This window comes from Moellerella wisconsensis, from assembly GCF_022592395.1.
In the GTDB taxonomy this organism is placed as follows: Bacteria; Pseudomonadota; Gammaproteobacteria; order Enterobacterales; family Enterobacteriaceae; genus Moellerella; species Moellerella wisconsensis.
Map to the genome: position 1 here is coordinate 1552609 of NZ_CP093242.1, position 26371 is coordinate 1578979.

The window sequence follows — 26371 nt, forward strand, 5'->3', positions numbered from 1 at the left end:
AGTTAATATAAATAGCACTAAGATTTTTCTCAATGAAATCCTTAGTTATTGTAACTAAAAGAAAAAATAATGTTTTAAAATATTATTTTGATTAAAAATAACAGTAAATAATAACCTAATGTTAAATCATGTTTCTAAATATTTCGTATTTACCCGTTTTACGATGAAAAGAATAAGAGTAAATTTATACTCTTATTCTTTTTTATCTGTATTTATTTCTTCATTTTAAATTCTTGTTCTAAAAACCTTTCTGTTTCACTTAAATCATTTGAAGGTTCAGCCACTTCATTCATCCAAGCTCTTAGCAAACTATAAGAGACGGCTAAAACAACCGGGCCAATAAACAGACCTATCATTCCAAAAGATAATATTCCGCCAATAACCCCAATTAGAATTAATACCATGGGTAAATCAGCGCCCATTTTAATTAACCACGGCCTTAATACTCCATCCATAGTCGCTACAACGGCACTCCATACCGCCAAGATAATTGCCCAAGTGGTATCACCGGTCCAAAATAACCAGATCACAGAAGGGACCATTACTAACAGAGGCCCTAACTGAGCAACACAGCAAACAAATAGAATAATGGTAAAGATAGCAGCATAAGGAATACCGGAAACCGCGAGACCAATTCCCCCCACGACAGCTTGTACTAAGGCTGTAACTACTACGCCCAAGGCAACGGCGCGGATAGATTGAGCCGCCAGCACTACCGCTGCATCACCACGAATACCGGCTAGGCGCGTCGCGAAGTGACGAATGCCTAGCATGACACTTTCACCTTTCATATATAACAACGCACTAAACAGCAACATGATGGCTAAGTGGAACATAAATCGACCAACATTGACGGCTTGAGTTAAAAACCAGCCAGCCGTTTGTCCAATATAAGGTTGCAGTTTGGCTAAAATCGCATTACCTCCGCTGGCAATCAGGCTATGCCAGGTGTAATACAGTTTACTTCCCACCATAGGAATACTTTGCAGCCAATCTAAATCTGGCAGCGTGATATTGCCCGGAGATTTGGCCAGTTCAAATAACGGACCGCTATTTTGTACAATGCTGCCAATTAAAATAGCAAACGGGATAACAAACAGAAGCAAGATTAATAGAGTCATTATACTCGCCGCCAACCAGCGTTTATGGCCGACACGTGCTTCGATTTTTTCCAGCAGTGGCCATGTTGCAATTACCACCATACCGGCCCAAACAAAGCCCAAAATAAACGGATTCAACACCCAAATACAGGCTACTGTGAGCAATAAAAGTGCCAGTAGACCAAAGACAATCTTGGGTAAATCTGTTCGTTGCTGAGATTTTTCCATCAAATAGAGATCCTTTAACAATAAAAATACTGCCAGTAAGTGTTTTTTCTAGGCAAAAATAATGTAATTCTAATTCCCACTTAAAAAATCACATTATTATGATATGGTGCTGTATAGACAGTATAAGCCTGACATTCAGCCACCATGATTTCAACGTATAACGTTATTTTAGCTCCCGAAGCTAAAATTATGGGAGATGATTAAACAGCGCACAGTAAATAAATATCAGAATGTTCGGTTTTTGAAGGGCGTTAATCCGATGACGTTAATCAAATTAACTTTCCTCAAGCTAAATTTATAGCGTTCTGATTTAAGATTATCGGTCAATGAGCTGTTTGTGGTTCCTGAATAATTGATAGCCACGAGTGATACCGTAGGATAATTCTTCGTCATTATGCATTAGCCGAATGACCAGCGGTTGAACAATTGTCGGTATGATATCTGACGCTAGGCTATCCAATAATAGTGTACCTAATAATATTGGACTGAAAATAAAATATTGTGCTGAAAAAATATTGTCCTAACGAGCAATGCTAACACTAATTAACAAGAGTCATCCTAAATAATGATCCCTCGTATATCAGAAGCACCTCACTTAAGCGAACTAACTAAAAATTATTTAATACAGTTAGAAGCCGCAGGATTTACTGGCGATGTAGAAACCCGTTATTCTGAACGGCTTACTATGGCGACAGATAACAGCATCTATCAATTACTTCCTCAAGCCATTATTTTTCCTCGCTCGACCGCTGATGTACAGCTATTAACCCGAGTGGCAGGTAGCGAACAATTTTCTGCACTAACGTTTACTCCGCGCGGTGGTGGAACTGGTACTAATGGCCAGTCCTTAACCGAGGGTATTGTGGTTGATATGTCGCGTTATATGAAACGTATTTTAGATATTAACCTCCAGCAAGGTTGGGTAAAAGTTGAAGCGGGAGTGATTAAAGATCAGCTGAATGAATATTTGAAACCGTTCGGCTATTTTTTCTCACCAGAATTATCCACCAGTAACCGAGCGACACTTGGCGGCATGATTAATACCGATGCTTCAGGGCAGGGATCATTAGTGTACGGTAAGACTTCTGATCATGTTTTAGGGGTGAAGGCTGTGCTGCTGGGGGGGGTAATGTTAGAAACCCGGGCTATGTCAGTTGCTATCGCGGAATCGATTGCCTCGGAAGATTCAGTCGTGGGGCGTATTTATCACACCGTGCTAAATCGCTGCCGCCAACAGCGAGAGCTTATTCTCAAAAAATTCCCTAAACTAAATCGTTTTTTGACCGGTTATGATTTGCGTCATGTCTTTAACGAAGATATGAGTCAATTTGATTTGACGCGTATTTTAACCGGTTCAGAAGGTTCATTAGCTTTTATTACTGAAGCTAAACTGAATATTACCCCCATCCCCAAAGCGCGCCGTTTGGTTAATGTGAAATATGATTCCTTTGATTCTGCGCTGCGTAATGCGCCGTTCATGGTGACAGCTCAAGCATTATCGGTAGAAACGGTTGATTCTAAAGTGCTGAATCTTGCTCGTGAAGATATTGTCTGGCATTCGGTGAATGAACTGATCCTTGATGTGCCTAATAAACAGTTGCTTGGATTGAATATTGTCGAATTTAGTGGTGACGATGAGCAACAAGTTGACGCGCAGATGAACGCGTTATGCCAACAGTTAGATGCGTTGATGGCAGACAATCAAGCTGGGGTTATCGGTTATCAGACTTGCCATGATTTGGCTGATATTAACCGTATTTATGGAATGCGTAAAAAAGCGGTTGGCTTATTGGGCAATGCAAAAGGGGCGGCGAAACCTATTCCTTTTGTTGAAGATACCTGTGTTCCTCCAGAACATTTAGCTGATTATATTGCTGAATTTCGCGCATTATTAGATGGTTATCAATTAGATTACGGAATGTTTGGTCATGTTGATGCCGGGGTATTACATGTGCGTCCGGCATTAGATATGTGCGATCCCCAGCAAGAAATATTGATGAAACAAATTTCTGATCAAATTGTTAAGTTAACTGCCAAATATGGTGGATTACTGTGGGGCGAGCACGGTAAAGGTTTCCGCGCTGAATATAGTCCTGAATTCTTTGGTGAAATTTTATATGGTGAATTACGCCAAATTAAAGCTGCATTTGATCCGCTTAATCGATTAAATCCAGGCAAAATATGCCCGCCTGCGGGGTTAGATGCGCCAATGATGCGAGTGGATGCAACTAAACGCGGAACTTACGATAGAACTATTCCGATATCTGTACGGCAGTCATTCCGTGGCGCAATGGACTGCAACGGTAACGGGCTATGTTTTAACTACGATGCGAAAAGCCCGATGTGCCCCTCAATGAAAATCTCACAGCAGCGTATACATTCGCCTAAAGGGCGAGCAACCTTGGTCAGAGAATGGTTACGTTTATTGACTGAACAAGGGGTGACACCACAATTGCTAGAAAATGGCTTTAATATATCGCGTCCATCACTAAAAGGGTTGTTGGATAAAACCCGCAATAGTTGGCGTGCTCGTCACGGAGAATATGATTTTTCTCATGAAGTAAAACAGGCAATGTCAGGGTGTTTAGCCTGCAAAGCGTGTTCAACTCAGTGCCCGATTAAAATAGATGTACCTTCATTTAGGGCTAAATTTTTGGCGCTCTATCATGGGCGATATTTACGTCCTGCTCGTGATCATATTGTGGCAAATGTTGAGGTAACCGCGCCATTAATGGCGAAAGCGCCCGCAGTATTTAATTTCTTTTTAAAACAGCCATGGGTTCAAAAAATCAGTGAGCGCACGATTGGTATGGTTGATTTACCGCTGTTTTCTCAACCTTCACTAAAACAGCAGTTATCTGGGCACACGGCTTCACGGGTGACATTAGAACAATTAGAGCAAATGAACGAGCAGCAACGCCAATCTTATGTGCTGGTGGTACAAGACCCATTTACCAGCTACTACGATGCTAAAGTGGTGGCAGATTTTGTCCGTTTAATTGAAAAATTGGGTTATCAGCCGGTATTATTACCATTCTCACCAAATGGTAAGGCTCAGCATATTAAAGGTTTTTTAGCTAAATTTGCTAAAACCGCACATAAAACGGCTGATTTTCTTAATCGTGTTGCGCGTTTACAATTGCCGATGGTCGGTGTCGATCCAGCATTAGTACTTTGTTATCGTGATGAATATCGTGAAATATTAGGGAGCCAACAGTGTCAATTTACGGTGTTATTAGCCCACGAATGGCTAGATAGTTTACCTGCGCCACAGATTGATTCTAGCCATCAAACATCGAACAATAATCAATCGCCATGGTACTTATTTGGTCATTGTACCGAAACAACCGCATTGCCGAATAGCAGTAAACAGTGGGAAAATATTTTCCGCCGATATGGACAATCATTAGCCAATATTAGTGTAGGATGTTGTGGCATGGCAGGAACTTACGGTCATGAAACGGCTAATTTAGCATATTCAAAAGGGATATACGCGCTATCTTGGCAGCCAGCAATAGAGAAATTACCGCCCGCACGTTGTTTAAGTACCGGCTATTCTTGTCGCAGCCAAGTGAAACGCATAGAGGGAATTGAAATGAAACATCCGCTACAAGCACTGTTAGAGGTGCTCGCATGATCTGGCGTCGCGAGTTTACTTTAGAACAACTTAATACTATGGCATCAAGCTGCATGCTGGGAACTTTGGGGATCACGATTACCGCTTATGGTGATGATTTTATTGAAGCCAGAATGCCCGTGGATCAACGAACCAAACAGCCGTTTGGTTTATTGCATGGTGGAGCATCGGTGGTTTTAGCTGAGTCATTAGGTTCTATGGGCGGTTATTTATGCACTGAAGGGGAGCAAAAAGTGGTTGGGTTAGAAATTAATGCGAATCATTTATGTTCTGTCCGTTCGGGCTGTGTTACCGGTGTCGCCAAACCAATCCATTTGGGACGGCGTCAGCAAGTTTGGTCGATTGAGATTTTTGATGATAAACAACGGTTATGTTGTATTTCACGCTTAACTACCGCAGTATTATCTGATTAATTCAGATTTTTATGCTGTTATCATAATTTAACTCCCTGTTTTGTGAGTATCTAAGTGCGACTTACGGACAGGGAGCCTGTGCAAAGCTATATTTGCACTATATTTTCAACATCATCATCATCTTCAACATCATCCCCTCACTGTATGTTTAATATCTCCTTTAATACCCCCATTTATTTTGTGATTATCTTTTTTTATCGCTGATTTCATTAAGTGGTATAATAAATACCAGTTTATTAATTAATGCCTTTTTTTAAATTTAGTTCAGCGAGAATAAAGAAAAAAACATAAAAAATAAATCCTTTTAATTCATTTAGATATACAATATCCATCCAAAGGAAATAGATAATTTCATCGCTAATTGTTTAAAAAATGGTCTTAAATAGGTATATCCTCTCAAAACAAATGGTTGAAGTGATAACGGTTATCGCTACCATGGAGTTATTGGGTATAATAATAGGCAACTGGCTGAAAAACCATAGGATTAGTGAGGTCAAAAATGACTCAGAGCTTACAAAATAGTGGGGATAAGCACGCAGAGCAGGGCGTAGAAACATTCTCACTTGATGAAACTAACTGGCAAGGCGTAAGCCTGACCGAAAGCGCCGCTGCACAAATCCGTAAACTGATGCAGCAAAACCCGAAGAGCAAAGGGCTCTCACTAGGGGTTAAACAGTCAGGCTGCGCCGGGTTTGGTTATGTGTTTGAAATGATTGATAACCCAACAGATCAATATTTAGTGTTTGAGCAACAAGGCGCATTTTTATTTGTGTCTAAAAAAGCCATGCCGTTTATTGATGGTACTGTGGTTGATTATGTTCGTGAAGGACTTAATCAAATGTTTAAATTTAATAACCCTAAAGCCCAACATGCCTGCGGGTGTGGTGAAAGCTTTGGCGTATAAGTGAAGTCAGATTATGTCTCAGAGCAATGTAGAAATTGGCGATGAAGTTCAAAGCTGGCTGAGCGACAGTCGCTATAAAGAAGGATTTTTTACTGAACTAGCCACAGATGAAATGGCTAAAGGTCTAAATGAAGACGTTATTCGTGCCATTTCAGCTAAACGAAATGAACCGGATTGGATGCTGCAATTCCGTCTGGATGCTTATAATCATTGGAAAGATATGGAAGAGCCTCACTGGTTGAAGGCTAACTATCCATCGCTTGATTATCAAGATTACAGTTATTATTCCGCGCCGTCTTGTGGTTCATGCGACGATAATTGCAGTTCACAAGAGGGGGCGACTCAAAGTACGGGCGCAGAGGCGAACACCAATTATCTGACCGCAGAAGTTGAAGATGCCTTTAATCAGCTCGGTGTTCCGGTGCGTGAAGGTAAAGCTGTTGCTGTGGATGCTATTTTTGATTCAGTATCAGTTTCAACAACTTATCGTGAAGAGTTAGCGGAACATGGTGTGATCTTCTGTTCTTTTGGTGAAGCAATTCATCAATATCCTGAATTAGTAAAAAAATATTTAGGATCGGTAGTTTCCAGTCACGATAACTTTTTTGCGGCATTAAATGCAGCAGTCGCCTCAGACGGTACCTTTGTTTATATTCCTAAAGGTGTACGTTGCCCGATGGAATTATCAACTTATTTTCGTATTAATGCGGCTAAAACTGGACAATTTGAACGAACTATCTTGATTGCAGATGAAGGCAGTTATGTCAGCTATATCGAAGGATGCTCTGCACCTGTTCGCGATAGTTATCAGCTGCATGCGGCAGTAGTTGAAGTGATCATTCATAAAGATGCTGAAGTTAAATATTCTACCGTACAGAACTGGTTCTCGGGTGGTGATAGTGATACTGGCGGGATCCTTAACTTCGTGACTAAACGAGCATTGTGTGAAGGTGAAAATGCTAAAATGTCGTGGACTCAGTCTGAAACTGGCTCGGCGATTACGTGGAAATACCCCAGTGTTATTCTCAAAGGGGATAATTCGGTTGGCGAATTCTTTTCTGTAGCATTGACCAATGGTAACCAGCAAGCAGATACCGGCACTAAGATGATCCATATTGGCAAAAATACCAAGTCAACGATTATCTCGAAGGGAATTTCTGCGGGTAAAAGCCAGAATAGCTATCGTGGATTAGTTAAGATTCTCCCAAGTGCAGAGAATGCACGTAATTTCACTCAGTGCGATTCCATGTTGATTGGTACCGAATGTGGTGCACATACGTTTCCGTATGTTGAAGTTAAAAATAACAGTGCCCAGCTAGAGCACGAAGCGACGACTTCGCGTATTGGTGAAGATCAGCTGTTCTATTGCTTACAGCGCGGTATCAGCGAAGATGATGCTATCTCAATGATCGTCAATGGCTTTTGTAAAGATGTTTTCTCCGAGTTGCCATTAGAATTTGCAGTGGAAGCACAAAAATTATTGGCAATCAGCCTTGAGCATAGCGTCGGCTGATTGAAATTTATTTTCTTAAGAGCGTTATATCGTTCGAAGGCATGTTGATATGTTAAGCGTTAAAAATTTGCATGTGAGTATTGAAGGTAATGAGATCCTCAAGGGATTGTCGTTAGAAGTAAAACCCGGTGAAATTCATGCCATTATGGGTCCTAATGGATCGGGTAAAAGTACTTTATCTGCGACATTAGCTGGCCGTGAAGAGTATCAGGTCGATAGCGGTGAAGTTCAGTTTAACGGTAAAAACTTACTGGAATTAGACCCTGAAGCTCGCGCTGGCGAAGGGATTTTTCTGGCGTTTCAATACCCAGTTGAAATTCCTGGTGTAAGTAATCAATTCTTTTTACAAACGGCAGTAAATGCGGTTCGTGAATATCGTCAACAAGAGCCATTAGATCGTTTTGATTTTCAAGATTTTATTGAGGACAAAATTGAGTTATTAAAAATGCCTCAAGATTTGCTGACGCGCTCAGTGAATGTTGGTTTCTCCGGCGGTGAGAAAAAACGTAATGATATCTTACAGATGTCAGCGTTAGAGCCACAATTATGTATTCTCGATGAGACTGATTCTGGGCTGGATATTGATGCTCTAAAAATTGTCTCCAATGGTGTTAATGCGCTACGTGACTCTAATCGGTCATTTATTATCGTTACCCATTACCAGCGTATTCTCGATTATGTCAAACCAGACTTTGTACATGTGCTGTATCAAGGAAAAATTATCAAATCTGGAGATTTCAGTTTAGCTAAGAAACTGGAGGAGCAAGGATATGGCTGGCTTATTGACCAACAGTGAAAAAGCAGAGAAACGCCAGCAGCTTGATGAATTAAATCAACAGGCGTTACAGAGTTTTGCTCAGGTATTTAAATTGCGCCATCGCGAGTTATCCCAGCACGCAGCTGCGCATTGGGAAAAAGTACAAGCAATAGGTTTCCCTGCATACCGTGATGAAGATTGGCATTATACGCCGCTGGCATCCGTGCTAAAGGCTCAATATCAGCCAAGTGGTCAGCCTGTTGATGAGGCACAGTGTGAAGCCTTAGCCTTGCCGATTGACGCTTATCGGATTGTTTTGGTTGATGGGCATTTTATTCCAGCGCTGAGCTCAACCGATTTTGGCGAATTCCAAGTGTCTTTATTAGATAATAAAGATGAGTTACCTGAGGCAATCAAAGGTGAGGTTTTTTTACATCTCACCGAAAGTCTCGCTGAACAGCCGTTATTGATTAATTTGCCGGCGAATAAAATAGCCGCAAAACCATTTTATGTGCTTAATATTTCTCACGGCGCGGAAGATATGTCTAGCGTGATGACGAGTCACTACCGTTATCATTTTAAATTAGGTGCCAATAGTGCGGCAGAAGTGATTGAACATTTTGCCAGTGTGAATGAAGATAGTGTCCACTTGACCGGCGGACGTTTGAGCGCAGAAGTCGGCGATAATGCCCGTTTTCAGCATTTAAAATTAAATTTTGAAAATGCACTCGGTCAGCATTTTGCGCATAATGATATTTTGGTCGGTCGCGATAGCCAAGTACACAGCAGCGCCTTTTTACTCAGTGGATTATTATCCCGCCACCATACGAGCGTGCGGTTAGAGGGTGAAAATGCTGACGTGAGTTTAAATAGTTTACTGCTGCCAAGAAATAATCAAATTGCAGATACTCGGACATATCTTGAGCATAATCAAGGCTATTGCCAAAGTCGACAATTGCATAAAGTAATTGCGATGGATAATAGCAAAGCGGTGTTTAATGGCATGATTAAAGTAGCACCTGCGGCGTTAAAAACCGACGGCCAAATGACTAACAATAATCTATTGTTAGGTGCGAAATCCGAAGTAGATACTAAACCGCAACTCGAGATTTATGCTGACGATGTGAAATGTGGGCATGGTGCGACAATTGGGCGTATTGATAATGAACAGCTATTTTATCTGCGCTCGCGGGGTATTAGTGAAAAAGCAGCGAAGCATATGATTATTATTGCTTTTGCTGCGGAATTGACTGAACAGGTAGAAAACGAGGTAATTAAAGAGACCTTAATGACTCAGATCCGTAAGCGCTTGGCGGAGGTTTAAGTATGTCATTGCCGGTTAAACAGACTTTAGCTGATCACATGGCTCAAATAAGACAGGATTTTCCGGTCTTAGCACAAGAAATTAATGGGCATCCATTAGTTTATCTTGATAGCGCTGCCAGTGCTCAAAAACCACGTCAAGTGGTGGAGCAAGAAAGCCAATTCACACTTCATCATTATGCTGCGGTACACCGTGGGATCCATACATTAAGCGCCGAAGCGACGGCACGTATGGAACGCGTTCGTCAGCAGGCTGCGGATTTTATTCATGCGGCTTCAGCAGAAGAGATTGTGTTTGTTAAAGGAACGACGGAAGCGATTAATTTAATTGCTAATAGTTTCGGGCGAAAATTTATTCAGCCGGGCGATAATATCGTGATCACGGGTATGGAGCACCACGCTAATATCGTGCCATGGTTTATGTTAGCTGAAACACTGAACTTTGAAATTAGAGTGATCCCAGTTAATACCGAGGGTGAGCTAGTATTAACCGATTTAGCTACGCTAATCGATAGTCGTACCCGTTTATTGAGTTTTACACATATCTCTAATGTATTGGGAACCTTAAATCCCGTACAGTCGCTTATTCAGCAAGCGCGTGAAATTTCCCAGCAATGTGGTGGTAATTTAGCGGTATTGGTGGATGGTGCTCAAGGGATCACTCATCAAATTGTTGATGTGCAGACGCTCGATTGTGATTTTTATGTTTTTTCAGGGCATAAATTATATGGTCCGACCGGTATTGGCATCTTGTACGGCAAAAAAGCGCTGTTAGAGCAACTTCCCCCTTGGGAAGGCGGTGGAGCGATGATAGCTGAAGTTAGTTTAACCCACGGAATTACTTATGCTGGTGTCCCTTGGCGGTTTGAGGCCGGTACACCAAATATTAGTGGCATCATTGGCTTAGGTGCAGCATTTGATTATTTAAATCAACTTGGTTTGGACAATATTTTTGCTTATGAAGCAGAAATGATGGCCTATGCAAACCAACGACTGGCAGAAGTTGACGGCTTACAACTTTACGGCCCCTCAACACGAGAGGGCGTAATTGCTTTTAATTTAGGTCATCACCATGCCTACGATGTTGGCTCTTTCCTCGATCAATACGGGATTGCTATTCGTACCGGGCATCACTGTGCTTTACCATTGATGGAGCACTATGCAGTACCGGCGATGTGTCGTGCATCAGTTGCACTTTATACAACCAAGGAAGAGATTGATTCGCTGGTGAACGGATTACAGCGGATTAAAAAATTGTTAGGATAACAAGTATAATTAAATTGATTAAAGGATGTTGTGATGGCCGCTTTACCAGATGAAAACAAACTGTTACGGAACTTCTCACGTTGTCATAACTGGGAAGAGCGCTATCTGTATATGATTGAGCTGGGTGGCGCATTAGCACCATTGACGGAGCAGCAACGTACCCAAGATAATCTGATTGCTGGGTGTCAAAGCCAAGTTTGGATTGCTATGGAGCCGCAAGCAGATGGACAGATCCTATTTGCAGGTGACAGCGATGCTTCGATTGTTAAAGGCTTAGTCGCTTTAGTGATTATTCTATTTCAAGGTAAAACTGCTGAGCAGATCCTTGCGACTGATGTAAAATCGTTTTTTCATCAACTATCATTGGAACAACATCTTACTCCTTCACGGACGCAAGGGTTGAATGCGATGATCAGAACGATATTACAACGAGCTGAGTTATTACGCCGCTAATCAAGAACTAATAAGTTGATTAATCATATAAATCATTAATTAGCTAATCTATGAACTAACGCTGGCTGAGGCTGGCGTTAGTTTTTTATGCTACTAAATTTTTTAGCCAAGCCATATTTTTTAGATCCATTCATATTCTGGATTACTGTTGCTACCAAGTAATAATTGCCATGAGTCTATTGCCTCTCATCCATAGTTAAGTATAGTTTAGGTTATAGTTTATATTTGGTTTATATAGCTAAGCTTATCGAATACTTAGCACAACTTTATCTTTAGTCTTTAATTCACCCCCTTGAGCAAGCGCTTTATGATGACTGTCTCGATTTATTCATCGCATGTCAGTAAAATACAGCGCGATATAGAAATACTATTAAATCAAGGTTGGATAAAGTTACACCTAAAGGCTGGTTTACTGTAAATACGCTCTAGCCATATTGATTGTATTACTGATTTTCTCTGGAGTAAGTATGAAACGAATATTAGCCATTGCCGGATTATTAGTTTTTAGCAGCATACTACCGACGGCGGAAGCGAAAAATTATCTATTGCCAGAAACAACCGCGCGATTAATTGGTGAGAATGAATATTATACAGTTCCTAACGATGGACGACCTTTAGAAGCGATAGCCAGCCAATATCAAATTGGTTTGTTAGCGATGCTGGAAGCAAATCCCGGAACCGATCCCTATTTACCACAGGCGGGCAAACAATTAATTATTCCTAGCCAAATGTTGCTACCGCCTACGGAAAAAGAAGGCATAGTGATTAATCTGGCTGAATTGCGTCTGTATTATTATCCTGCCGGCAGTAACGAAGTGATTGTTTATCCTATCGGGATAGGGCAGTTAGGGCGAGATACGCCAGAAATGGTTACTTCAGTAAGCCAATTAATTAAAGATCCGACTTGGACACCGACAGAAAATATTCGCAAAAATTATGCGGCTCAAGGTATTACTTTACCGGCGGTGGTGCCTGCTGGGCCTGAAAACCCGATGGGATTATATGCACTACGGTTATCTTATGGGCATGGCGAATATTTAATTCACGGCACTAACGCTGATTTTGGTATTGGCCTGCGTGTGAGTTCGGGGTGTATTCGTTTACGACCTGACGATATTGAAGCGTTATTCAATACCGTACCTAAAGGCACTCGGGTTCAAGTCATCGATCAGCCAATAAAATTCTCCAAAGAGCCGGATGGCAGCTATTTTATTGAGGTACATCAGCCGTTATCAAAAACGGATTCTGATGACCCACAGACGATGCCAATTGATTATTCCGATGAACTCAAAGCCTTTCTCGAAGATGAACAGATAGACCAACAGTTAGTTCAACAAGCGGTAGAAAGACGTTCGGGATTGCCAGTGAAAGTTAATAAAGCTGTTGAGGCGAGTAGAACGACTAGTTATCACTCAGAATGGGTGTATTAATCGACTCAGTTAGTTGATATTATTGATAATATTAAGATGAAAAATGAGGATCCTACAATAGGATCCTCATACCGATAATCTTTAGCCCATGAAATGATGAGCCTTAAATAGGCGATTTATTTTTTGTAAGTACGAACTTGGTTGTCTAAACGTTGGTTAGCACGTGTAGCTTCTTGTTGTGCTGCTTGTACGTCAGTACGTAGAGTTTGAACATCGTTACTTAATTGATCAACTTTACCATTCAGTGTTTGAACATCTGAAGAGAGTTTCTGCACTTCAGTGCTGTTAGAACAACCCGCCAGTAATGCTGAAGCTAGAACAATAGAGCCCAGTAGAAGTTTAGTACGAATCATTTTTTTACCCTCTAAATTTGGTTTATCTCAAACTATTGCCGTAAGTATTTGACCGAGTAACAAAGATAGAAATAACAACCCCATTTTGGTTACCCTCTCACTCGCAGAATATTTGAGCGTCAGGTACCGTATACTTACTCTTTCTTATGCTAGTACTAAATTTACATTTTGGCTAGAAATACTTTAATTTCATCAGCTAGAAATTAGTTAATGATCAAAAGATAGCAGAAAAATACCTGAGTTTTATTCATTATAGAGGGAAAATTCACAGTACATAAGCACAGAAAAATTAAGTTGGAATGAGGCAGATAAATAAGTATAAAAAAACCGCAGAGTGAATTTCCCTGCGGTTAGATTGATTGAGTCTAGATTAGCACGATGCTCAACAGACTCTATCTCAGACAGATTCTATTATAGAACATGAACTGATGAAGTATTTGTGGTTCCACTTGGCACTAATGCACCTGAAATCAATACGATAGCATCGCCTGACTTAGCTAAACCACTTTTCAGAGCCGCTTCTTTACCGATACGATAGAAATCATCAGTAGAAGAGAATCCTTCAACCATTTGAGGAATGACACCTTTAACTAATAATAGTTGACGAGCCGTTTCTTCATTGGTTGTTAGCGCTAAAATAGGCGCTGTTGGGAAGTATTTACGCAGTGATTTTGCTGACTTACCGCCAAAGGTAGCAACAACAATTAATGGTACTTCCAGTTTTTCTGACATTTCGACAGCGCCACGACAGACAGCTTCAGTAACACGTAGTTTCTGACCTGGTTTTTGGCAATCAATACGGGTATGCATTACGCGGTCTGTACGTTCACAGATAGTTGCCATGATTGTAACGGCTTCGATAGGGTATTTCCCTTTCGCACTTTCACCCGACAACATGACCGCATCAGTACCATCTAAGATAGCATTCGCTACGTCACCCGCTTCTGCGCGAGTAGGGCGTGGGTTTTTAATCATTGAATCTAACATTTGAGTTGCTGTAATCACGATTTTACGTGCAGCAACACATTTATTGATCATCATTTTTTGTGCGAAGATAACTTCTTCAACAGGGATTTCAACCCCTAAGTCACCACGAGCGACCATGATGCCGTCTGACGCTTCTAAGATCTCGTCAAAGTTATTCAGGCCTTCTTGGTTTTCGATTTTAGAAATAATCTGGATATGCTCACCACCATGCTGTTTTAAATGCGCACGGATTTCTTCGACATCAGAACGTTTACGAATAAATGAAGCGGCAACGAAATCAACGCCTTGCTCACAACCGAAAACTAAATCTTCTTTATCTTTTTCAGCTAAAGCGGGCAAGCCGATAGAAACGCCAGGTAAGTTGACGCCTTTTTTCTCGCCTAAATCACCGCTGTTCAAAACTTCACAAACAACTTCTGTCGCAGTGACATTTTTAACACGCATACCAATTAGACCATCGTCAACCAGTACAGTATCACCAGCTTTTAGGTCGCGTGGTAAACCTTCATAAGTTACCGCAACGCGATCTTTATTACCGATAACAGAAGTATCGATAGTGAAGGTGAAATCTTGACCAGCAACCAGAGAAACGTCATTACCGCCTTCCAGTTTCATGGTACGGATTTCAGGGCCTTTAGTATCGAGCAGGATAGCGGCTTGTTTACCTGTTTTAGCGCAGACAGCACGTAAATTTTTGATACGTTGACCATGTTCTTCATAGTCACCGTGAGAAAAGTTGAGACGCATGACATTCATGCCTGCATCAAGAAGTTGGTTCAGTTTTTCTTCTGATTCGGTTTTTGGACCGATGGTACAAACAATTTTAGTTTTTTTCATGGCAGTCTATCTAAAGGTTAAAAGGAAAATTGTATACTGCACACCTTGCGTTAGTAGCAATGTAAAATTTTGGCTTGTTGCGCAACAGTCACTACTTACGGGGTGGTGGCAGCCGGTGTTTTAACGGGTTGCTTTAGTGATGTAGATCACATAGTTAAATTATTAATCTTAGTTATTCACGTGCAATACTATCACTAACTTACTGATTATTCTTTGATGAAACCTTTCAGCTACTGGAATAACATTATAGACATTAATTTCTGTGAGTTAAATCAAAATTTAAAAAATCAGTTTAAAAAATGTCTATTATCAAAAAAACAGCCAATAAGTAAGAGCTTAGGTAACTGGTTATTAAATTTTGTTGCGCAAACCAAGATGATTATCTTTTTAAGATAATCTAATGGAGATAATCACTCTAGTTGACGCCACAAAAGTGTTATTCCAAATATTATAGGAGATTTAAGATTATTATGCTAATGATTGAATTGATGAATGGACATCTAGAGAATTATTTGTGATTAAGCTTAAAATTTTGGATTAGTAAAACAAGATTTTAGTAAAGCTAAGCTAAGTAAATAATATATTTAATAATTGATGATGAACAGAAATATAAATAAGGGGATGGGATAAGAAAAATATTGAAAAATAAAATGGTGCGTCCGAGTAGACTCGAACTACCGACCCCCACCATGTCAAGGTGGTGCTCTAACCAACTGAGCTACGGACGCATCGTTAAATCTTTATATTGTCACCATCTGACTGATAATAAATGGTGCGTCCGAGTAGACTCGAACTACCGACCCCCACCATGTCAAGGTGGTGCTCTAACCAACTGAGCTACGGACGCATCGTTAAATTGTCTGGGTGACAACGGGGACGAATATTAACGTTCTGTTGTCATTCTGGCAAGAAGAAAAATGCACTTTATTGTTTGATTGCTCGTATTTGCAGCTATCTGGTTGAAAAACCACAATCGTGGCTGAAAAATCATGCACGATTGTGGTTCATTTAAGAAAATAGCTTAGCGCATAGAGCGTTGTAATACCAATGCATCCGGTTGACGATGGATCCACCAAATCCGCCATGCCATCATAATAGCGGCGGCACTTAAACCAATAATAAATCCAATCCAGAATCCTTCAGGCCCCATATGCGGCACGATAATATCGGTTAAACCTAAAATATATCCACTCGGTAATCCTAAAATCCAATAGGCAATAAAGGTAATAAAGAAAATTGAACGTGTATCTTTATAGCCTCGTAGGATACCGGCCCCAATAACTTGCACTGAATCCGACAGTTGATAGATAGCGGCAAATAGCATCAGGTGCGAGGCCAAAATAACCACTTCTGGATTTTTGTTATACATAAGAGCAATAGGTTCACGTAAGGTCACAGTAACTAATGCAGTCATACATGCCAAAATTAATCCTACACCAAGGCTGGTATATGATGATACTTTTGCCGCAGCGGTAGAATCCTGACCTAAGTTATACCCAATACGGATGGTTGCTGCTATCCCTAATGAAATAGGGAACATAAACATCAATGAACTGAAATTCAGTGCCACTTGATGCCCTGCCACAGCAACTACGCCAAGTGGTGCGACTAACAGAGCCACTATGGCAAATAGGGTAACTTCAAAAAATAATGCTAAACCGATAGGCAGCCCTAAAATAAAGATACGTTTTAACATGACTGGATCGGGCGCTGCAAATTTTTTGCTGGCACGGATATCACGCTGTGAAGGGGCTTTTTCAATATACCAACGCATAAAGAAAAACATTGCCCAGAATACGGAGGCAGTCGCCACACCACAGCCCACGCCGCCAAGTGCGGGCGCGCCAAAGTGACCGTAGATAAAAATGTAGTTAATTGGGATATTTATTAACAATCCTAAAAATCCGATCACCATGCCAGGTTTAGTTTTGGATAATCCCTCACATTGGCTGCGATATACTTGATAAAATAAGTATCCCGGAGCTCCCCACATAATAGCGTGCAAAAAGCGCACTGCTTTATCAGCTAATTCAGGGTCAATATGTGGCATATTGCCGATAATCCATTTGCTGTTATATAGGACCAAGATCACCATGATGGATAAAAGAAATGCCATCCATAAACCTTGTTGGATTTGATTTCCAACCAGATTGCGTCTACCTGAGCCATTCATTTGAGCGACTACTGGCGTTAATGCCATTAACAGACCGTGGCCAAATAGAATTGTTGGTAGCCAGATAGATGTTCCGACTGCCACTGCCGACATATCTGTTTCACTGACACTTCCCGCCATCACAGTATCGACGACACCCATCGCAGTTTGCGAGAATTGAGCGAGAATAATAGGGATCCCTAGAGCGAGCAAACTACGCGCTTCGGTAAAGTATTTCTGCACGCATACACCTTTTGTTGAATAATTTATTATGATGAAATAACGATGATTTATGATAAATCAAACGGTTAATCTAATGCTGCATTCTATATACTTTGTTAATTTAAGCCAACAAAGATAATTACGATTTATAGTTCATTTAAACGCTAGATCTCTACTATTTGTGAGGTAAACTGTGTCAATGCAGATTCAATATGGAGAAGAGTGATGTTTACAGGCATTGTGCAGGGTAAAGCCCCGATCATTGATATTATAGAAAAACCAAATTTTCGTACGCATGTGATCAAATTACCCCCTGAATTACTTCCCGGCCTAGAAACTGGAGCCTCCGTTGCTCATAACGGCTGTTGCCTCACTGTCAGCAAAATTGATGGCGATAATATCAGTTTTGATTTAATTAAAGAAACATTGAGATTAACTAATTTAGGACAGTTGAAAATAGGCTCATTGGTTAATATTGAACGTGCAGCTAAATACGGCGATGAAATTGGTGGTCATGTAGTTTCTGGACATATTGTCACTACGGCAGAGATAGTAAAAATATTCACCTCTGAAAATAATCATCAAATTTGGTTTTCTGTTCACGATAAAACCGTGATGAAGTATATCTTACATAAAGGATTTATTGCTATTGATGGCATTAGTTTGACCGTTGGTGAAGTAGTCAATAATCGTTTTTGTGTGCATTTGATCCCAGAAACCTTAGAAAGAACTACTTTAGGTGCTAAACGTTTGGGTGATACTGTGAATATCGAAATTGATCCACAGACACAAGCTATCGTAGAAACGGTTGAACGGGTGTTGGCACAGCAACAGCAGTACAATACCGTTGAATAATCGGCAAATTGAATTCTTAAATGACTAAGAAGAGTTAATAGCTATTAAGCTTTTTTGTCATGATAGAATAAAAAATAACTCTCAGGCATGAGCTAGAGAGTTATTTTTATTAAATAAATGAGGCAATGTATTATTCTCTCGGGATGAGTTAACGCGGGACTCGGATCCCACCGGAAACACCTTCAGGGCTCCATAATATTTGCCATAATTGAATATCGCGAGCTCGGAAGGCACCGGCACAAGCATTCAAATAATAACTGAACATGCGTTTAAAGCGGGGAGTATAATTTTGCTCTATTTCTTCCCATGTACTCAGAAAACGCTCATACCACGCCATTAATGTTCGATCATAATCTGCACCAAAATTATGCCAATCTTCCATAATAAATTTACCTTCACTGGCATGGGCAATATTTTCAATGGAGGGCAAACAACCGTTGGGGAAAATATATTTGCCGGTCCAAGCATCGACATTGACTTTATGTTCATTGGACCCAATAGAATGCAATAAGAATAGACCGTCATTTTTGATGTTACGACGTACGACATCGAAATAAGTGGCATAATTTTTGGGACCGACATGTTCAAACATCCCCACGGAAACTACCCGATCAAACTTATCATTGAGATCACGATAATCTTGCAGCAGGATATTAACATCTAAGCCTTGGCAGCGTTGTTGTGCCAGCTTTTGTTGTTCTTTTGAAATAGTGACACCAGTGACAGAAACATGATAATGACGTGCTGCATAGGCTGATAGTCCGCCCCAACCACAGCCAATATCCAATAACCTCATCCCTGGTTTTAAGGCTAATTTGCGGCAAATTAAGTCGAGTTTATTTTCTTGTGCTTGGGCTAAATTATCTGCATTATTCCAGTATCCGCATGAATACTGCATATTAGGGTCGAGCATCCGCGAAAATAAATCGTTGCCTAAATCATAATGTTCTTCGCCGACCATCCAAGAACGTTTTTTGGTTTGTAAATTGCGTAACCGAGCCATGGCTATTTTCATTATATCGGTTAAGTTATTGGGCAGTTTCTTATCTAATTTGGCGCGTAATACGCGATCGAAAAACATATCTAGCCGCTCACAATCCCACCAGCCATCCATATAACTTTCGCCCAAACCTAATGAACCTTGCTGTAATACGCGCTTGAAAAATTCATTATTATGCACCTGTATGTCATAAGGGCGGGTACCGTTAATTTCGATACCGGCTTGATTTAATAATTCACTGGCAATTCGTTGCCAAGAATCGGTGCTTGTTTTTGGATTTTCTACATCAGTGCTCATATGCTCTCCAACATAACACGAAGGATTTCGAGATGATTAAATATTCCAAGGAAGTCGAGTAACATAACTTATTGATGTTATATGAGTTATTTCGGCGACCTTTTGCTATCTGTGTAGAGGTAAAAATTAAACCGAGATACTTTCAGACTAATATTTAGACAATTATTATCTAATCAGGCGAGATAATGGGGCCGATCAAGATTAGACGTTATTATTTAGATGTTATTATTCACCTATTATGATGATCACTCAAAAATCACTTCGTAAAAATAAGAAGTGGCATAAGTATATGAGCCGAAGGTTAATTTCTCAATGGCTAAAAAAGCCACTCTAATGAGTGGCTTTTTATTTAAGAATAATCCTAAATCTTATTTGGTTATTGCTCGGTGGCAGTAATTGTATTTTTAGATGTGGATTTTTTATATTGGATAATATAGCCAATAATCATTGGAATAATAGTACCAGCCATTACAGCGGTTGTTGCGATAAGTGGATTTTCAGCTAAAGCAGAAACCAATAGGCTGGCAAAGAAACACAGACCTAATTGCAGTGAGTTTTGTAATGCAGCTGCTTTCCCGCTGGCTTTCGGGAATGCCCCCAACGCGTTACCCACAGCAATAGGATAAGATGCGCCATTCATTGCCGCCATAAAACAGAATGGAATTAAAATCGCAAATAAGTTCGGTGAGCTATATACCGACATTACGAATAACAACGTCATACTGATGGCATAGCCTATCAGCAGTAGGGGAAATAAAGTTTCACTTTTTATTTTGGCTAATAAGAAACGGCAACCATATCCACCAATAATAAAGGCGATAGTCTGCGGAATATAGCTAAGGCCGATGTCGGCAGGGTTATAACCCATATCGCGCAAAATAAAGGGAGAACCGGTGAGCCAAGCAAAGAAACCAGCACTGCAAGAGGCGTAAATTAATACGTTTCCACCAAAGGTTTTAGATTTAAATATTTGCCAAAATGACACTTTTTGCTCTGGCTCTGTGGTTTGCGTTTCTTGGTTATAAGCTTGTGGACGAATATTTTTTAATAATAGTGTCGGTATTAATAACAGTAGAGTGACGAACATTAAGATTAAAAATATATATTCCCATTCACCGTGGACTAATACCCAAGCACCTAATAATGGCGCTAATGCCGGAGATAAAGCGACTAGAGGCATAATGGTGGCAAATACTTTTTGCGTTTGGGTTGAATCATAGCGGTCAATCACTAAAGCCTGCCATAAGACGGCTGCCGAGCATACGCCGACGGCTTGTAAGAAGCGTAAGACTAATAATTGTGTGGCATCAGTTACCCAGATCATACCGAGGCAACTTAAGGTGAATAACGATAACCCGATGATTAAAACTGGTTTACGACCTAATTTATCTGACAGTGGTCCCCATAGCAGTTGGGCAAATGCAAAACCGGCTAAAAAAATACTTAGTGATGCACTAATTGCACCTTCAGAGGTATTTAATGAGATCTGCATCGCACCAAAGGCGGGCAAATACATATCAATAGCCAGGTAGCCAAGCATACTTAGCCCAGCGAGATAAAATAGAAATCCGGAAGAATTTTTTACAGCGTTCTGTGTCATTTTATTAATCTTTTAGATGAAAAATTGAATGATATCCATGAGCTATCGAGAGGCTGATGCTGAATTTATTTTACTGACAGCTCAACCTTATTATGACTCACTATCAGCAATCGACTAATTAAAATATTTATTACTTAGTCTTTATTATTGCTTAAATTTGAATACCGAGCAGGTGTTGAATCGAGGTTTATTGCCACTCAAATTATTTGGAATATAAATTTAATCGATGCTTCATTGTATCGCCTGTCATTTTTCAAAGTAAAACGGTAATATTTGCACAATGCTGTTAAATTTTTTGAAGGGAAGGTTATGTGGTCAGCGTATTCATTGGAAGTTATTGATGCTGTTGCTAGAACCGGTAGCTTTAGCGCAGCAGCAGTTGAGCTACATCGAGTTCCTTCTGCGATTAGCTATACAGTTAAACAATTGGAAGAATGGCTGGCAATACCGCTGTTTGAACGGCGACACCGTGATGTTGAACTCACTGAAGCAGGGCGGGTATTTATTAAAGAAGCGCGCGCTGTCATCAAAAAAATGGATGATACTCGTCACCATTGTCAGCAAATTGCCAACGGTTGGCGTGGACAGCTAAGTATTGCGGTTGATGGGATAGTCAAACCTCAGCGAACGGAACAACTTATTTTAGATTTTTATCAACATTTTCCCGATGTAGAGCTGTATATTTACCCTGAAGTTTTTAATGGCGTTTGGGATGCTTTAGCCGACGGTCGGGCAGATGTTGCCATTGGCGCAACTCGAGCTTCGCCAATTGGAGAACGCTACAGTTTCAAAGATATGGGATTTATGCCGTGGCGCTGTGTGGTTAATCATCGACACCCGTTAGCAAGTGAGGCAGGTCCATTGACCGATGATCAATTGCGACCTTTTCCCAGTTTATGTTTAGAGGATACCTCAAGAAATTTACCTAAAAGAGAAACTTGGGCGTTGAATAATCAGCAGCGAATGATAGTACCGAGTTGGGAAAATGGATTAGCGTGTTTAAAAGCGGGATTGTGCATGGGAGTAATCCCCGAACATCGGGCTTTGCCGTTATGTGAACAAGGGATTTTAGTTGATTTACAACTTTCCCAGCCATTTCCTGAAAGTCCGTGTTGCTTAACGTGGGTCGAGAACCATGCGTCTCCGGCATTAAGTTGGCTGCTCGATTATTTGGGCGACAGCGAAACACTTAATGCCGAATGGTTGCGATAAAAGATTATCGGCGGTAATCGATAAAAGGACCGTCCGCTACTGAGCGGCGTTCAACTAAGCGTGGATGCACTTCAATAGTTTGTGCATCTTCACGTTTATTGACAATCCGATCCAATAGCATAGAAAATGCCATCTGACCTAAACGTTCTTTTGGCTGATGGATTGTGGTCAGTGCCGGAGTAAAATAGCGCGCATTGCGTACATTATCATAACCGATAATTGAAATATCTTGTGGAACGCGCAAGCCCATTTCATCGGCGGCACAAATTGCACCCATCGCCATAATATCCCCACCACAGAATACAGCGGTAGGTTTGTGTTTATGACTTAGAATTTCGCTCATGGCGGAATAACCTGATTCGGGCTCAAAATTGCCTTGGACTATCCACTCATCACGTAAGGTGATTTTAGCTTCTTCCATCGCCTTTTTAAAACCATTTAAGCGTCCAATTCCTGTATTGCGTTCTAATGGACCGGGGATAATCCCTAAATCACGATGACCGCGATCAATAAGATAACGCCCCGCAAGGTAACCGCCATGAAACGCATTATCAATAATGGTGTCAGTAAAATCACCTCGAGCTTCCCCCCAATCCATGACAACCATGGGGATATTTCGATATTCTTCTAACATAGTAATCAAATGGTCAGGATATTCTGAACACATGACTAATAAGCCATCAACACGTTTTTGCGCTAACATTTGTAAATAGGCTTTTTGTTTGCCTAAATTATTATGCGAATTACATAAAATTAGCGTGTATCCTTTGTCGTAACAGCTATTTTCAACTGATTCAATAACTTCAGCAAAATATGGAGCCTCACTCGAGGTTGCCAGTAATCCAATCGACTTGGTGTGATTAACTTTCAAGCTTCTCGCAACTGCACTAGGTGAATAGTTCAGTTCTTTAATTGCCGTCCAAACGGCAATCTTAGTATTTTCGGCGACGAAACGCGTTTTATTAATAACATGGGATACGGTTGTGGTAGAGACGCCTGCGCGTTTTGCCACATCTTTAATCGTTGCCATGATGTAAAAAGACTCCTGACCAATAAGTGGTCTTATAATATAATTTTATTAAAAGTTGTCAGTATATTGAGGCATAAGAGGTTGTCTGACAATAATTTAGCGATTTGTCATGAATTTTGTCTGATCTAGCGCAAAAACGAAAGTAATAATTGATGTTATAACATGTGATATATTGCGTGGTTTTAAATTTTTACTGTGAGATACTAATTAGTAGCTAGTCAATTTTAGTTATTTGATGGGGATTTCTAAGCATCAGCTAGCATAATTAGATATCATAGCATTAGAATATAACGTTATTGGAATATCAATAGGAGCAAATATCATGGATACAGATCTTAAATTCGGACTCTGCACCGCATTAGGCGCATTAGTGATGATTATTTTATTTGTGGTACATATTTTTTGATTGGTCTGTGTGCGAAAACCAACCACTGAAATTATTAGATTAAGGGCGAGACATTTATCCCGCCCTTAATCTATCAGTAAGAGCCAAAAGAGATCTCTGCTCTTACTTTATTAATCACTAAGCCAGATTTTCTGCAACAAAATTCCAGTTAACCAATGCCCAGAAGTTGTCCATATATTGAGGACGAGCATTACGGTAATCGATGTAATACGCATGTTCCCAAACATCAACGGTCAGAAGAGGTTTATCTTCACCAGAGATTGGGGTGGCTGCATTTGAAGTATTGACGATAGCCAAGCTGCCATCAGCTTTTTTTACTAACCAAGTCCAACCAGCACCAAAGTTTTTAATCGCAGAATCAGTGAATTGCTGTTTGAATTCAGCAAAAGAACCAAATGCTTGGTTGATAGCTTCTGCAACTTTACCTGTGGGTTCGCCACCTGCATTTGGTGCTAAGCAGTGCCAGTAAAATGTGTGATTCCATACTTGAGCCGCGTTATTGAATAGGCCACCTTCAGAAGATTTGATAATCTGCTCTAAAGATTTACCTTCAAATTCAGTGCCTTTGATCAGGTTATTCAGGTTTACCACATACGTATTGTGGTGTTTACCATAGTGATATTCTAGGGTCTCAGCAGAGATATGTGGTTCGAGCGCATTTTTTGCGTAAGGTAGAGCGGGTAATTCAAATGACATTGCATACTCCTTGTTAAACTATTGTATTTTATAGTTTGCTACTTCGGGTTTTGCTCGATAATTGAGCCAAAAGGGTGGTTCTATTTCTAAGGACAGCATCGTTAAGGTCAACTGCCTCTATTTTACTTATCATATTAACAACATTAGATAAAAATCACAGTGTCTTATAATATAAAATATTTATATATTATTTATTAGTCCACTTTAATTCATCTTGAGATTAGTTATCTGGCGGGTTAAAAATAGACACAATGCAGGGATAATGATCCCTTTTTTAAACCGGTAATGTTATAGTAATGTATTATTGTAAACAAAATGCATATTCTAGGTAGTGTGTTTGATTACATGGAGTAGGCGGCCTGCATTGAAACGGCGCAGCCCAAAATGTGTGTTTTGCTATTATAAGTATACAGATTAGGTATACAGATACTGGATCTGATGTGGTCGGTTTGGTATCGGTATAGACAAAGACACATACAATGTTCAGGTATTGAACTTTTTAATTCAGCTGCAATTGTTTGATCCATCATTGTTTGATCTACAATTGTTTAATATTGTTTATTACAGCAATATTGGGCTGACAGACCAGCACATATTAGTTTTAAGGAAGTAAGAATGACAACTATTGAAAAAATTGAGCGCCAAATCAAAGAAAACCCGATTCTATTATATATGAAAGGCTCTCCAAAACTTCCAAACTGTGGTTTTTCCGCGCAGGCTGTACAAGCACTATCTGCATGTGGCGAGCGTTTCGCTTATGTGGATATTTTACAGAATCCAGATATTCGTGCCGAGTTACCTAAATATGCTAACTGGCCTACATTTCCTCAATTATGGGTCGATGGTGAATTAGTCGGCGGATGTGACATTATTATGGAAATGTATCAGCGCGGCGAATTGCCTAAGTTGATCAAAGAAACTGCGGATAAATACCGTTCAGCTGATGAAACAAAAGCTGAGTAATTATTAAGTTATTCGTTAACATAAAAAAACCGCAGGAGAATATTATGTTCTCTGCGGTTTTTTTATGGATTATTTAATCGCTGATTATTCAGTAATAGCTAACGGCCAGCCACCTAATTTTTTCCATTTATTAACTATTTCACAAAACAGTAGGGCAGTGCGATCAGTATCATAAAGCGCACCATGAGCTTGTTTAGCGTCAAAGGGAATGCCCGCAGTCAAGCAGGCCTTGGCTAAAATAGTTTGACCAAATACCAAGCCACTTAATGCGGCGGTATCGAAGGTTGCGAAAGGATGAAATGGGTTACGTTTTAACCCCGCGCGTTCTGCGGCATTAATAACAAAACTGTGATCGAACGTCGCATTATGAGCAACAATAATTGCCCGGTGGCAATTAGCGCTTTTCATCCCCTTCCGAACCATTTTAAAAATAGCATGCAGTGCTTCATATTCACTGACTGCGCCGCGTAATGGATTGTTGGGGTCGATACCCGTAAAGGCCAATGCAGCAGGCTCAAGGATAGCACCTTCGAAGGGATTAACATGAAAATGTAAGGTCTCGTCTGTTTTCAGCCAGCCATCATGATCCATTTTTAAGGTAATTGCTGCTATTTCGAGTAATGCATCTGTTTTGGCATTAAACCCGCCCGTTTCCACATCAATGACCACAGGATAATATCCTCTGAATCTATTAACCAGAGCGTTTAAATTATTTTTATCAGACTTTTCAGACATTA

Annotated in this window: 21 protein-coding genes and 2 tRNA genes; 12 read left to right on the forward strand and 11 right to left on the reverse strand. The window is 40.3% G+C overall.

Features of this window, described 5'->3' with window-relative positions:
• Positions 1 to 212: 212 nt before the first annotated feature.
• Positions 213 to 1328 (reverse strand): AI-2E family transporter YdiK, encoded by a 1116-nt coding sequence (ydiK, locus tag MNY66_RS06985; protein WP_047255546.1) that lies wholly within the window; start codon positions 1326 to 1328, stop codon positions 213 to 215.
• 565 nt (positions 1329 to 1893) lie between these two features.
• Between ydiK and ydiJ the strand changes: the two genes are divergently transcribed.
• The 9 genes from ydiJ (at position 1894) to MNY66_RS07030 (ending at position 13024) form a co-directional block, all read left to right on the forward strand.
• Positions 1894 to 4965, forward strand: a complete 3072-nt coding sequence (gene ydiJ / locus MNY66_RS06990; protein WP_241501769.1) for a D-2-hydroxyglutarate dehydrogenase YdiJ — start codon at positions 1894 to 1896, stop codon at positions 4963 to 4965.
• Positions 4962 to 5378 carry a hotdog fold thioesterase gene (locus MNY66_RS06995; protein WP_241501770.1) on the forward strand — a complete coding sequence of 139 codons (417 nt, stop codon included), beginning with the start codon at positions 4962 to 4964 and terminating at the stop codon, positions 5376 to 5378. The genes ydiJ and MNY66_RS06995 overlap by 4 nt, the downstream gene beginning before the upstream one ends.
• Before the next feature lie 499 nt (positions 5379 to 5877).
• Positions 5878 to 6282 carry a Fe-S cluster assembly scaffold SufA gene (gene sufA / locus MNY66_RS07000; RefSeq protein WP_047255549.1) on the forward strand — a complete coding sequence of 135 codons (405 nt, stop codon included), beginning with the start codon at positions 5878 to 5880 and terminating at the stop codon, positions 6280 to 6282.
• A 13-nt stretch (positions 6283 to 6295) separates the two neighbouring features.
• A complete protein-coding gene (sufB, locus tag MNY66_RS07005; RefSeq protein WP_241501771.1) occupies positions 6296 to 7795 on the forward strand; it encodes a Fe-S cluster assembly protein SufB in 1500 nt (499 codons plus the stop codon).
• A 49-nt stretch (positions 7796 to 7844) separates the two neighbouring features.
• Positions 7845 to 8591, forward strand: coding sequence for a Fe-S cluster assembly ATPase SufC (gene sufC, locus MNY66_RS07010; protein WP_047255551.1), 747 nt, complete (start codon positions 7845 to 7847; stop codon positions 8589 to 8591).
• The gene (gene sufD / locus MNY66_RS07015) at positions 8566 to 9876 is read left to right on the forward strand and encodes a Fe-S cluster assembly protein SufD (RefSeq protein WP_047255552.1); all 1311 of its coding nucleotides are present in this window, start codon (positions 8566 to 8568) and stop codon (positions 9874 to 9876) included. Before sufC ends, sufD begins: the two co-directional genes overlap by 26 nt.
• 2 nt (positions 9877 to 9878) lie before the next feature.
• On the forward strand, positions 9879 to 11141 hold the full coding sequence (gene sufS, locus MNY66_RS07020; RefSeq protein ID WP_241501772.1) for a cysteine desulfurase SufS: 1263 nt from the start codon (positions 9879 to 9881) through the stop codon (positions 11139 to 11141).
• Between the two features lie 33 nt (positions 11142 to 11174).
• Positions 11175 to 11594 (forward strand): cysteine desulfuration protein SufE, encoded by a 420-nt coding sequence (gene sufE, locus MNY66_RS07025; protein ID WP_241501773.1) that lies wholly within the window; start codon positions 11175 to 11177, stop codon positions 11592 to 11594.
• Positions 11595 to 12061: 467 nt separating this feature from the next.
• Positions 12062 to 13024 (forward strand): L,D-transpeptidase family protein, encoded by a 963-nt coding sequence (locus tag MNY66_RS07030; RefSeq protein ID WP_047255555.1) that lies wholly within the window; start codon positions 12062 to 12064, stop codon positions 13022 to 13024.
• A 116-nt stretch (positions 13025 to 13140) separates the two neighbouring features.
• On the opposite strand, the gene MNY66_RS07035 is transcribed toward MNY66_RS07030, so the two are convergent.
• The 5 genes from MNY66_RS07035 to MNY66_RS07055 all read right to left on the reverse strand — a co-directional run bounded on the left by MNY66_RS07035 (position 13141) and on the right by MNY66_RS07055 (position 17596).
• On the reverse strand, positions 13141 to 13377 hold the full coding sequence (locus MNY66_RS07035; RefSeq protein ID WP_047255556.1) for a major outer membrane lipoprotein: 237 nt from the start codon (positions 13375 to 13377) through the stop codon (positions 13141 to 13143).
• Positions 13378 to 13788: 411 nt separating this feature from the next.
• Complete coding sequence (pykF, locus tag MNY66_RS07040) at positions 13789 to 15201, reverse strand: pyruvate kinase PykF (protein WP_047255557.1); 1413 nt, start codon at positions 15199 to 15201, stop codon at positions 13789 to 13791.
• A gap of 651 nt (positions 15202 to 15852) precedes the next feature.
• Positions 15853 to 15929: transfer RNA gene (locus MNY66_RS07045), tRNA-Val, on the reverse strand.
• A gap of 42 nt (positions 15930 to 15971) precedes the next feature.
• Positions 15972 to 16048, reverse strand: a tRNA-Val gene (locus MNY66_RS07050).
• 174 nt (positions 16049 to 16222) lie between these two features.
• On the reverse strand, positions 16223 to 17596 hold the full coding sequence (locus MNY66_RS07055) for an MATE family efflux transporter (RefSeq protein WP_047255558.1): 1374 nt from the start codon (positions 17594 to 17596) through the stop codon (positions 16223 to 16225).
• A 204-nt stretch (positions 17597 to 17800) separates the two neighbouring features.
• On the opposite strand from MNY66_RS07055, the gene MNY66_RS07060 reads away from it, so the two are divergent.
• Positions 17801 to 18430, forward strand: coding sequence for a riboflavin synthase (locus MNY66_RS07060; RefSeq protein ID WP_047255559.1), 630 nt, complete (start codon positions 17801 to 17803; stop codon positions 18428 to 18430).
• Between the two features lie 148 nt (positions 18431 to 18578).
• On the opposite strand, the gene cfa is transcribed toward MNY66_RS07060, so the two are convergent.
• Both cfa and punC read right to left on the reverse strand, forming a co-directional pair.
• Positions 18579 to 19727, reverse strand: a complete 1149-nt coding sequence (gene cfa, locus MNY66_RS07065) for a cyclopropane fatty acyl phospholipid synthase (RefSeq protein WP_047255560.1) — start codon at positions 19725 to 19727, stop codon at positions 18579 to 18581.
• Between the two features lie 376 nt (positions 19728 to 20103).
• Positions 20104 to 21327: a purine nucleoside transporter PunC gene (punC, locus tag MNY66_RS07070; RefSeq protein WP_241501774.1), complete on the reverse strand. Its 1224-nt coding sequence runs from the start codon at positions 21325 to 21327 to the stop codon at positions 20104 to 20106.
• A gap of 309 nt (positions 21328 to 21636) precedes the next feature.
• On the opposite strand from punC, the gene punR reads away from it, so the two are divergent.
• Positions 21637 to 22539 (forward strand): DNA-binding transcriptional activator PunR, encoded by a 903-nt coding sequence (gene punR / locus MNY66_RS07075; protein WP_047255562.1) that lies wholly within the window; start codon positions 21637 to 21639, stop codon positions 22537 to 22539.
• A 4-nt stretch (positions 22540 to 22543) separates the two neighbouring features.
• Here the strand turns inward: punR and purR are convergent, their stop codons facing one another.
• Positions 22544 to 23569, reverse strand: coding sequence for an HTH-type transcriptional repressor PurR (gene purR / locus MNY66_RS07080; protein ID WP_047255563.1), 1026 nt, complete (start codon positions 23567 to 23569; stop codon positions 22544 to 22546).
• Positions 23570 to 24092: 523 nt separating this feature from the next.
• Positions 24093 to 24671 carry a superoxide dismutase [Fe] gene (gene sodB / locus MNY66_RS07085; protein WP_241501775.1) on the reverse strand — a complete coding sequence of 193 codons (579 nt, stop codon included), beginning with the start codon at positions 24669 to 24671 and terminating at the stop codon, positions 24093 to 24095.
• Positions 24672 to 25286: 615 nt separating this feature from the next.
• Here sodB and MNY66_RS07090 point away from each other — a divergent pair.
• Positions 25287 to 25634, forward strand: coding sequence for a Grx4 family monothiol glutaredoxin (locus MNY66_RS07090; protein ID WP_047255565.1), 348 nt, complete (start codon positions 25287 to 25289; stop codon positions 25632 to 25634).
• A gap of 84 nt (positions 25635 to 25718) precedes the next feature.
• Here the strand turns inward: MNY66_RS07090 and rnt are convergent, their stop codons facing one another.
• Positions 25719 to 26369 carry a ribonuclease T gene (gene rnt / locus MNY66_RS07095; protein ID WP_047255566.1) on the reverse strand — a complete coding sequence of 217 codons (651 nt, stop codon included), beginning with the start codon at positions 26367 to 26369 and terminating at the stop codon, positions 25719 to 25721.
• Between the last annotated feature and the right edge of the window lie 2 nt (positions 26370 to 26371).

What these genes read in the sequence shown, in the direction of transcription:
- rnt (WP_047255566.1), bottom strand. Translation starts at nt 26,369, where the DNA reads ATGTCTGAAAAGTCTGATAAAAATAATTTAAACGCTCTGGTTAATAGA.
- sufE (WP_241501773.1), top strand. Translation starts at nt 11,175, where the DNA reads ATGGCCGCTTTACCAGATGAAAACAAACTGTTACGGAACTTCTCACGT.
- cfa (WP_047255560.1), bottom strand. Translation starts at nt 19,727, where the DNA reads ATGAGCACTGATGTAGAAAATCCAAAAACAAGCACCGATTCTTGGCAA.
- pykF (WP_047255557.1), bottom strand. Translation starts at nt 15,201, where the DNA reads ATGAAAAAAACTAAAATTGTTTGTACCATCGGTCCAAAAACCGAATCA.
- MNY66_RS06995 (WP_241501770.1), top strand. Translation starts at nt 4,962, where the DNA reads ATGATCTGGCGTCGCGAGTTTACTTTAGAACAACTTAATACTATGGCA.
- sufD (WP_047255552.1), top strand. Translation starts at nt 8,566, where the DNA reads ATGGCTGGCTTATTGACCAACAGTGAAAAAGCAGAGAAACGCCAGCAG.
- MNY66_RS07030 (WP_047255555.1), top strand. Translation starts at nt 12,062, where the DNA reads ATGAAACGAATATTAGCCATTGCCGGATTATTAGTTTTTAGCAGCATA.
- ydiJ (WP_241501769.1), top strand. Translation starts at nt 1,894, where the DNA reads ATGATCCCTCGTATATCAGAAGCACCTCACTTAAGCGAACTAACTAAA.
- sufS (WP_241501772.1), top strand. Translation starts at nt 9,879, where the DNA reads ATGTCATTGCCGGTTAAACAGACTTTAGCTGATCACATGGCTCAAATA.
- purR (WP_047255563.1), bottom strand. Translation starts at nt 23,569, where the DNA reads ATGGCAACGATTAAAGATGTGGCAAAACGCGCAGGCGTCTCTACCACA.
- ydiK (WP_047255546.1), bottom strand. Translation starts at nt 1,328, where the DNA reads ATGGAAAAATCTCAGCAACGAACAGATTTACCCAAGATTGTCTTTGGT.
- sufA (WP_047255549.1), top strand. Translation starts at nt 5,878, where the DNA reads ATGACTCAGAGCTTACAAAATAGTGGGGATAAGCACGCAGAGCAGGGC.
- sufC (WP_047255551.1), top strand. Translation starts at nt 7,845, where the DNA reads ATGTTAAGCGTTAAAAATTTGCATGTGAGTATTGAAGGTAATGAGATC.
- punR (WP_047255562.1), top strand. Translation starts at nt 21,637, where the DNA reads ATGTGGTCAGCGTATTCATTGGAAGTTATTGATGCTGTTGCTAGAACC.
- MNY66_RS07035 (WP_047255556.1), bottom strand. Translation starts at nt 13,377, where the DNA reads ATGATTCGTACTAAACTTCTACTGGGCTCTATTGTTCTAGCTTCAGCA.
- sufB (WP_241501771.1), top strand. Translation starts at nt 6,296, where the DNA reads ATGTCTCAGAGCAATGTAGAAATTGGCGATGAAGTTCAAAGCTGGCTG.
- punC (WP_241501774.1), bottom strand. Translation starts at nt 21,327, where the DNA reads ATGACACAGAACGCTGTAAAAAATTCTTCCGGATTTCTATTTTATCTC.
- sodB (WP_241501775.1), bottom strand. Translation starts at nt 24,671, where the DNA reads ATGTCATTTGAATTACCCGCTCTACCTTACGCAAAAAATGCGCTCGAA.
- MNY66_RS07090 (WP_047255565.1), top strand. Translation starts at nt 25,287, where the DNA reads ATGACAACTATTGAAAAAATTGAGCGCCAAATCAAAGAAAACCCGATT.
- MNY66_RS07060 (WP_047255559.1), top strand. Translation starts at nt 17,801, where the DNA reads ATGTTTACAGGCATTGTGCAGGGTAAAGCCCCGATCATTGATATTATA.